The organism is Bacillus sp. CHD6a (assembly GCF_001293645.1).
In the GTDB taxonomy this organism is placed as follows: domain Bacteria; phylum Bacillota; class Bacilli; order Bacillales; family Bacillaceae_I; genus Sutcliffiella_A.
Genome location: NZ_LBMD01000032.1, coordinates 34,196 through 43,043, shown reverse-complemented (window position 1 = coordinate 43,043; position 8,848 = coordinate 34,196). Strand labels below are relative to the sequence as shown.

Genomic DNA, 8,848 nt, shown 5'->3' with positions numbered 1-8,848 from the left:
TTCCACCATAGCTCAGCGGTAGAGCATTCGGCTGTTAACCGAAGGGTCGTAGGTTCGAATCCTACTGGTGGAGCCATATGGAGAAGTACTCAAGTGGCTGAAGAGGCGCCCCTGCTAAGGGTGTAGGTCGTGTAAGCGGCGCGAGGGTTCAAATCCCTCCTTCTCCGCCATTAATATGGCCCGTTGGTCAAGCGGTTAAGACACCGCCCTTTCACGGCGGTAACACGGGTTCGAATCCCGTACGGGTCATCAAAAGTTGTGGTATTTTAAAAATACTATGGCTTTTTTTTTGTCTAAAATTTTCCTCAAAGTTGCCCCATTTATCACTTCAGTTTGTGTTTTAAAGATGAAATAGTCTTTTGCAATTTGTAAACATTAACTCATACATTACCCTTTTTCCAATCAAACAAAACACCATTTTGAAAAGTAAATTTATTATATTAAAATAATCTATTTATGAAAGCGTGTACATTTGTAAGTTTAGACCACCTACCACCAAAAAACTTTTCGACAAATATCTACATTCCTCTTCCTGATTTTTAGTCAAATCTTCCTATATTGTAACCCCCTTTCAAAAACGTTGATATTACGCAATTTCAAGTATACCAACAATGAAAACGGTTTCCTGAAATTAACTTTTTTTTACATTATAATAGACAAAAAATTATATTGTTGATTTATGTCATACGATTTCGACTTGTCGGATAAAGGAGAATATTATAAAAAGGAGAATAGTAGTGTATAACAATATTCTTTTTTTATAAGGAATGATGGAAGGGTGAAAAAATTGATTGCTACGAGTGCGACAGATTTCCAGCTGCACCTTTTTCATGAGGGAACGTTGTATAAAAGTTATGAGCTTTTTGGCTCTCATTTAGTACGACATCGTAAGAAAGTGATAGGGACTAGATTCACTGTGTGGGCACCTAACGCTAAAAAAGTTAAAGTGATGGGGTCATTTAATGAGTGGAATGGAAAGTTGCATCCACTAGAAAAATTAAATAACGAAGGTGTTTGGAGCATTCAAATAGATGAAGACCTATCCGGTCACTTATATAAATATGAGATTGTGACACAATCTGGTGAGATATTACATAAGGCTGATCCTTTTGCTTTCCATGCAGAGGTAAGGCCTAATACAGCTTCCATTGTATACGACTTAGAAGGTTTCAAATGGAAGGATCAAAACTGGCGAAGAAAAAAGAAGCGAAAATTGGTGTATGAGAAACCGATGTTTATCTATGAACTGCACCTTGGTACATGGAGAAAAAAAGATGATGGAGAACTTTACTCCTATAAAGAGTTAATCACGGAATTAATACCTTATATCAAGGAGCATGATTTTACGCATATAGAATTGTTGCCTTTAGTGGAGCATCCGTATGACCGCTCTTGGGGCTATCAAGGTACGGGGTATTATGCTGCAACAAGCAGATATGGAAACCCTAAAGAGTTAATGGCACTTATTGATGCATGCCACCAGGAAGATATAGGTGTGATATTGGACTGGGTACCAGGTCACTTTTGTAAAGATGCCCATGGGCTATACATGTTTGATGGAGCACCAGTATTTGAATATAAAAACTATCATGATCGCGAGAATGAAGTGTGGGGGACGGCGAATTTTGATTTAGGGAAGCCGGAGGTCAGGAGCTTCTTAATATCAAATGCATTGTTCTGGATGGAAAACTTCCATGTTGACGGCTTTAGGGTAGATGCCGTGGCTAATATGCTTTATTGGCCAAATTCCAAGGAAGAGCATGCAAACCCATATGCGCAGGAATTTTTGAGAAAGTTGAATGAGGCCGTATTTGAACAGGATTACAGTGCACTTATGATTGCGGAGGATTCCACTGATTGGCCATTGGTTACATCCCCCACCTCAAGTGGAGGACTTGGATTCAATTACAAATGGAACATGGGCTGGATGAATGACATCTTGCGGTACATGGAGGCTACTCCAGAGCAACGAAAACATCTCCACGATAAAGTAACTTTCTCTATCGTATATGCATTTTCCGAGAATTTCATTTTGCCTTTTTCGCATGATGAAGTTGTTCATGGCAAAAAGTCTTTGTTAAACAAAATGCCTGGTGAGTATGAAGAAAAGTTTGCTCAATTACGTTTATTGTACGGTTTCTTCCTGACGCACCCTGGAAAGAAACTTCTCTACATGGGTGGAGAGTTTGGTCAATTTGATGAATGGAAAGACCTTGAACAATTGGATTGGTTTTTAGTTAACCAGTATGAATCCCATCAACAGATGCACCATTATTTTAAGGAATTGATGACCTTTTACCATCAGTATAAAGCACTGTATGAATTGGACCATGATCCAAATGGATTTGAATGGATTGATGCAGATAACCGAGAGCAAAGCGTCTTTTCTTTTATCAGAAAAGGAAAAAAACCTGCAGATACACTAATCGTTGTTTGTAATTTCACTGGAGCTTCTTATGAAGGATTTAAGATTGGCGTTCCTTATCTTTCAGATTATGAAGAGGTTTTCAGTTCAGATGCAAAAGAATACGGTGGAGCAGGTTTTATAAACGAGCAGGAAGTTAGTGCGGAAGAGGGAGCATATCATGGCAAGGACTATCATATGATGGTCAATGTTGCATCATTTGGTGTAAGTATATGGCGTCCAAAGAAAATTAGAGGGGAGAGATAACGCGATGGCGAAAAATAAATGTGTAGCAATGTTATTGGCAGGGGGTAAAGGGAGCAGACTCAGTTCCTTAACAAAGACATTGGCAAAGCCGGCTGTTCCTTTTGGAGGAAAATATAGAATCATTGATTTTGCATTAAGTAATTGTACAAATTCAGGTATTACCACTGTTGGAGTATTGACACAGTATCAACCTCTAGTACTTAACTCTTATATTGGTATTGGTAGCGCGTGGGATCTGGATCGAAAAAGTGGAGGAGTGACAGTATTGCCTCCTTATACGGAATCTTCTGGAGTGAAGTGGTATACCGGGACAGCAAGTGCTATCTATCAGAATATCAATTATCTGACTCAATATGATCCTGAATATGTCCTTATCCTTTCTGGTGACCATATTTATAAAATGAATTATGAAGAAATGCTAGACTACCATATTAAAAAGGATGCCGATGTTTCGATTTCAGTGGTGGAAGTTCCTTGGGAAGAAGCAAGCAGGTTCGGAATCATGAATACGAACGATAAGCTTGAAGTGGTTGAGTTTGATGAAAAACCGGCACATCCGAAAAGTAATTTGGCATCAATGGGAATCTATATTTTTAAGTGGTCTGTCTTAAAAGAATATCTTGAAATGGATGATAGAAACCCAGAGTCCAGCCATGACTTTGGGAAGGATGTCATTCCTTTGTTATTAGAAGAAAATAAAAATTTGGTTGCCTATCCTTTTAAGGGATATTGGAAAGATGTTGGAACGGTTAAGAGTTTGTGGGAAGCTAATATGGATTTATTAAAAGAGGATTGCGAATTAAATCTTTTTGAATATGACTGGCGAATCTATTCTGTTAACCCAAATCAACCGCCTCAGTTCATTGCACCATATGCAGATGTTAAGGATTCTCTTGTAAATGAGGGGTGTTTCATTGAAGGTAAGATTGATCATTCTGTATTATTCCAGGGTGTGAATGTAGGGAGAAATTCAGTGATCCAAAACTCAGTGATTATGCCAGATGCCATCATTGGTGAAAATGTCTATGTAAACAAGGCAATCATTCCTTCAGGGATAAAAATTCCAGATGGAGCGGTCATTTGCCCGGAAAAAAATGAAGATGAAATTATTTTAGTGACAGAGGAAATGATGGATAAAGGGATTTTCTCCATAACCCGTTAAATTACGCGAAATTAAATACAGGAAGGGTGTCCATTTATGATTAAATCAATGTTAGGAATTATCGATGCAACAATCCATAATGAAGAAATGAAGGAGTTAACTTTAAAACGTTCCATTGCAGCAGTTCCTTTTGGAGGACGATATAGACTGATTGATTTTGTCCTTTCCAACATGGTCAATTCCGGAATTCAAAATGTTGCAATCTTCCCCCGTTATCAGTACCGCTCTTTGATGGATCACCTAGGTTCAGGAAAACAGTGGGATCTCGATCGTAAACGTGATGGTCTATTCTTTTTCCCTAGTTCTGAGAATGGAAACACTGGTTCGTTCCAACATTTCAAAGAAAATGTCGACTTTTTTGGTCGCAGTAATCAGAAATATGTCGTAATTGCAAATAGCTTTACCGTTTCAAATATGAATTACAAACTAATTCTCGATCGCCATATCCAAAACAGATGCGATATTACCCATGTGATAAAAGAAGATGAAACATTGGATATGTATGTCCTTGAGAAGGACCTGCTTGTTAAATTGTTTATGAATCATGAGCAAACGGGGTATAGAAGTATCATGGATGTGGTAGATGATATTACAAGCGGATATAAAATTTGCAACTATGAATATACAAGTTATGCAGCAGTAATTGATTCGTTGGAAAGGTACTATGAGCATAGCTTGGAATTGTTGGATCCTGTTGTTTGGAAACAGGTGTTTGTAAAGGATCATCCTGTCTTCACAAAAGTGAAAGACGAGCCTCCAACAAGTTATTCTAAAGATGCCTATGTAAAAAATTCCATGATTGCAAACGGTGCTATCATTGAAGGCCATGTTGAGAACAGTATTATTTTCCGCGGAGTTAAAATTGGAAAAGGTACGGTCGTCAAAAACAGTATTGTTATGCAAAAAGGAGTAATTGGAGAGAATTGTGTTTTAGATTCTGTTATCTTAGACAAGGATGTTAAGGTAGAGGACGGTACAAGATTAACAGGGAAGGCAGATTCCCCTTATTTAGTGAAAAAAGGATCGGTACAAGGAGCTCTGATGAATTCGTGAAAGTATTGTTTGTAGTGTCAGAATGTGTCCCGTTTGTAAAGTCTGGTGGCTTAGGTGATGTTGCGGGAGCATTGCCTAAGGAATTAAAGAAACTTGGTACAGATGTACGAGTTATTTTGCCTAAATATGGGCAAATACCGGAAGTTTTTAAAAACAAAATGAAAAGAGTTCAGACCACTTTTGTAGACGTAGGTTGGCGTCACCAATATTGTGGCGTGGAAAAATTGGTGCACGATAATGTAACCTATTACTTTATTGACAATGAATACTATTTTAACCGCGATTCCCTGTATGGTCATTTTGATGACGGGGAACGCTTTTCCTTTTTCTGTCGTGCCGTATTAGAATGCATGACGGCAATTGACTTTATTCCGGATGTCATTCACTGTCACGATTGGCACACGGGAATGGTTAATTTTATCCTTGATCGGGAATACAAACAAAATCCAAGATTTGAGCATATTCAAAGTGTGTTTACTATCCATAACCTTCAATTTCAAGGTGTGTTTCCGCCGAGTATCCTGCATGATTTATTGCGTATTGATAGTAAACACTTTAATGCTGATGAGCTAGAGTTTTATGGTAATGTCAATTTTATGAAAGCAGCATTAGTATCCTCTGGTTATATCACGACTGTAAGTCCTACTTATAGAGATGAGATCCAGACGGCCTATTTTGGAGAAAAGCTGGATGGGGTCCTCCGTCATAGGAATGATTCTTTGGTAGGGATCATTAATGGAATTGACGATGATTTATATAGTCCTGAAACCAACGAGTACATTGAAGCAAATTATTCCGTCAGTAAAGCAGGGAATAAAAAGGTGAATAAAGCTGCCCTGCAAAAATTTTGCGGATTGCCTGTAAAAGAGGATACACCGATCATTGCTATGGTAAGCAGGTTGACCAAGCAAAAAGGGTTGGATCTGGTTACATGCGTTTTACATGAAGTGTTAAATGAGGATGTACAGGTTGTGGTACTTGGAACAGGTGAACCTCAGTTTGAACACTACTTCCGAGAGTTGGCGTATCAATATCCTGAAAAAGTGAAGACATTTATTGGGTTTGATGAGCCGCTTGCCCACCAGATTTATGCAGGTGCGGATATGTTCTTGATGCCATCGAGGTTTGAACCGTGTGGTTTAGGTCAACTAATAGCTCTGCGCTATGGCACTATACCAATTGTGCGTGAAACCGGCGGACTGAATGACACGGTGCATTCTTATGATGAATCGACGTTGGAAGGAAACGGATTCTCCTTCACCAACTTTAATGCCCATGATATGCTACATACGATCAGGCGTGCAATAAACATGTATGAGCAGCCAAAGGTATGGAACGGTATTATGAAAGAAGCAATGGAACGGGATTATAGCTGGGCTAAATCTGCATTTAAATACAATCAATTGTATTCAACACTAATGGCTAGGAGTGGAGTGCATGTTCTCTAATAAAGAGAAATTCAAGGCGGCATTTTTAAAGAAATTGGAGAGTATGTACGGAAAGAGCTTCCAGGAATCTACCTCTAGAGATCATTATCATACACTCGGAAACATGGTTAGAGAATATATCAGTGCCAACTGGATAGCTACCAACGAACGAAATCGCGCTGCGGATGAAAAACAAGTGTACTATCTTTCTATTGAATTTTTATTGGGAAGATTATTGGGAAGTAATCTTTTAAATCTAGGAATTCAAGATGTTGTAGAAGAGGGCCTGAAAGAACTTGGCCTCGACTTCTCTTCCATCGAGGAAATAGAAGCTGATGCTGGTCTAGGAAATGGTGGCCTTGGCCGTCTTGCAGCCTGTTTCTTAGATTCTCTGGCATCGTTAGACCTACCAGGTCATGGGTGTGGCATTCGCTATAAACATGGATTATTTGATCAGAAATTTGTAGACGGTTATCAAGTGGAATTGCCTGAGCAATGGCTTAGACATGGAAACGTCTGGGAGGTAAGAAAGCCAGATCAGGCTGTCGAAATTAATTTTTGGGGGAAGGTAGAATCTTATACAGAAGATGGAAAAGAGAAGTTCAGGCATGCAAAAGGAGAGGCTATCACAGCAGTTCCGTATGATATGCCAGTTGTCGGCTATCAAACGGATACGGTCAACATGTTAAGGCTTTGGAGTGCTGAGCCGGCCCCTTTTCCGACAAACAAAGATATTATGCAATATAAAAGGGATACAGAAGCAGTATCAGAATTCCTATATCCAGATGATACGCATGATGAAGGAAAAATTCTCCGTTTAAAGCAACAATATTTTCTTGTAGCAGCTAGCATAGGAAGCATTATCCGCTCTTATCGAAAGAAAAATGGTAGTTTAATAGATTTCCACAAAAGAGTGACCATTCACATTAACGATACCCATCCGGTGCTGGCAATTCCGGAACTGATGCGGATCCTTTTAGATGAGGAAGACATGAGCTGGGAACAAGCGTGGGAAATCACCTCTCATACCATCTCTTACACCAATCATACAACTCTTTCTGAAGCTTTGGAAAAATGGCCAATCAATATATTCCAGCCATTGTTACCACGCATATATATGATTGTGGAAGAAATCAATGAGCGCTTTTGTGCAGAATTGTGGAAAAAGTATCCTGGACAATGGAAACGAATTGAAGAGATGGCAATCCTTGCGCATGATTTAGTGAAGATGGCCCATTTAGCGGTAGTTGGTAGCTTCAGTGTTAATGGTGTGGCAAAGATACACACAGAAATATTAAAGAATCGTGAAATGCGTTTATTTTACGAAACTTTCCCAGATAAATTTAACAACAAAACTAATGGAATTACACACCGCAGATGGTTACTGAAAGCAAATCCTCAACTTACCTCACTCATTCAGAATACGATTGGTCATGGGTGGATGAAAGACACCATGCAGCTTCGCCAGCTTGATGTATATGCAAACGATTCCGCTTTCTTGGAAAAGCTCGACCAAGTGAAACGGGAACGGAAGCAAATTCTTGGAGAACGTATTAGAAAACAAACGGGAATCGTTATTGATTCCGACAGTATCTTCGATGTGCAAGTAAAAAGACTACATGCTTATAAACGTCAGCTTTTAAACGTGTTTCACATTATGTATCTGTATAATCGCTTAAAAGAGGACAGCAGTTTTGATATACATCCTAGAACGTTTATTTTTGGAGCTAAAGCTTCCCCTGGTTATTATTATGCTAAAAAAGTAATTAAACTAATAAATTCTCTGGCGGATAAAGTAAATAATGATCCGGCAATTAATGGCCGTTTAAAAGTTATCTTTCTAGAAAACTATCGCGTTTCTTTAGCTGAAGACATTTTCCCTGCAGCGGATGTTAGTGAACAAATCTCTACTGCCAGTAAAGAAGCATCAGGTACTGGAAATATGAAATTTATGATGAACGGGGCCTTGACGATTGGCACGCTTGATGGTGCCAATATTGAGATTAAAGAAGAAGTCGGAGAAGAGAATATGTTCATCTTCGGCCTTACAGCCGAGCAGGTCTTAAATTACTATCAAAATGGGGGATACCGATCTAGCGAGTATTACCATCATGATAAAAGGATACAGCAAGTTCTAGAGCAGCTTGTGAACGGATTTTTCCCGGATGTGGATGATCATTTTGAGCCAATTCATGATTCCTTGTTGATGCAAAATGATGAGTATTTCGTGTTGAAGGATTTTGCGTCTTATATTGATGCACAGGAGCGGGTGGATGCAGCTTACCGTAACCGTAATCATTGGTTAACCATGAGCGCAAAGAACATCGCCCATTCCGGTTTCTTCTCAAGCGACCGTACTATCAGACAATACGCCAACGAGATTTGGGGGCTGGAACCAAGCTACAGCAAGCGATAGGTGATAGAGGGGCAAATTGTCCCTCTTTTTTGTACCCTTCGACGTTGAAGGGGAAAATCCTTTGGGGGTCTGACCCCCAAAGGGATTTTTTTATTGAATAAGAAAGTATATATAATCCG

At 39.2% G+C, this 8,848-nt stretch carries 5 protein-coding genes and 3 tRNA genes; all 8 read left to right on the top strand.

Going from position 1 to position 8,848, the window contains the following annotated elements:
• The first annotated feature begins 1 nt into the window (after position 1).
• The 8 genes from AAV98_RS18010 to AAV98_RS17975 all read left to right on the top strand — a co-directional run bounded on the left by AAV98_RS18010 (position 2) and on the right by AAV98_RS17975 (position 8,729).
• Positions 2–76: transfer RNA gene (locus tag AAV98_RS18010), tRNA-Asn, on the top strand.
• Between the two features lie 3 nt (positions 77–79).
• Positions 80–170 (top strand) — tRNA-Ser (locus AAV98_RS18005).
• Positions 171–177: 7 nt separating this feature from the next.
• Positions 178–249: transfer RNA gene (locus AAV98_RS18000), tRNA-Glu, on the top strand.
• 538 nt (positions 250–787) lie between these two features.
• Entirely contained in the window at positions 788–2,671 is a 1,884-nt protein-coding gene (glgB, locus tag AAV98_RS17995; RefSeq protein WP_060666920.1) for a 1,4-alpha-glucan branching enzyme, read from the top strand.
• Between the two features lie 4 nt (positions 2,672–2,675).
• Entirely contained in the window at positions 2,676–3,833 is a 1,158-nt protein-coding gene (locus tag AAV98_RS17990) for a glucose-1-phosphate adenylyltransferase (RefSeq protein WP_060666918.1), read from the top strand.
• Between the two features lie 36 nt (positions 3,834–3,869).
• A complete protein-coding gene (locus tag AAV98_RS17985; RefSeq protein WP_060666917.1) occupies positions 3,870–4,886 on the top strand; it encodes a sugar phosphate nucleotidyltransferase in 1,017 nt (338 codons plus the stop codon).
• Positions 4,883–6,334: a glycogen synthase GlgA gene (glgA, locus tag AAV98_RS17980; protein ID WP_060666916.1), complete on the top strand. Its 1,452-nt coding sequence runs from the start codon at positions 4,883–4,885 to the stop codon at positions 6,332–6,334. Before AAV98_RS17985 ends, glgA begins: the two co-directional genes overlap by 4 nt.
• On the top strand, positions 6,324–8,729 hold the full coding sequence (locus tag AAV98_RS17975; protein WP_060666915.1) for a glycogen/starch/alpha-glucan phosphorylase: 2,406 nt from the start codon (positions 6,324–6,326) through the stop codon (positions 8,727–8,729). Before glgA ends, AAV98_RS17975 begins: the two co-directional genes overlap by 11 nt.
• Positions 8,730–8,848: the final 119 nt, after the last annotated feature.

Excerpts from the sequence above, each read along its gene's own strand:
- AAV98_RS17990 (WP_060666918.1), top strand. The coding sequence starts at position 2,676 with ATGGCGAAAAATAAATGTGTAGCAATGTTATTGGCAGGGGGTAAAGGG.
- AAV98_RS17985 (WP_060666917.1), top strand. The coding sequence starts at position 3,870 with ATGATTAAATCAATGTTAGGAATTATCGATGCAACAATCCATAATGAA.
- AAV98_RS17975 (WP_060666915.1), top strand. The coding sequence starts at position 6,324 with ATGTTCTCTAATAAAGAGAAATTCAAGGCGGCATTTTTAAAGAAATTG.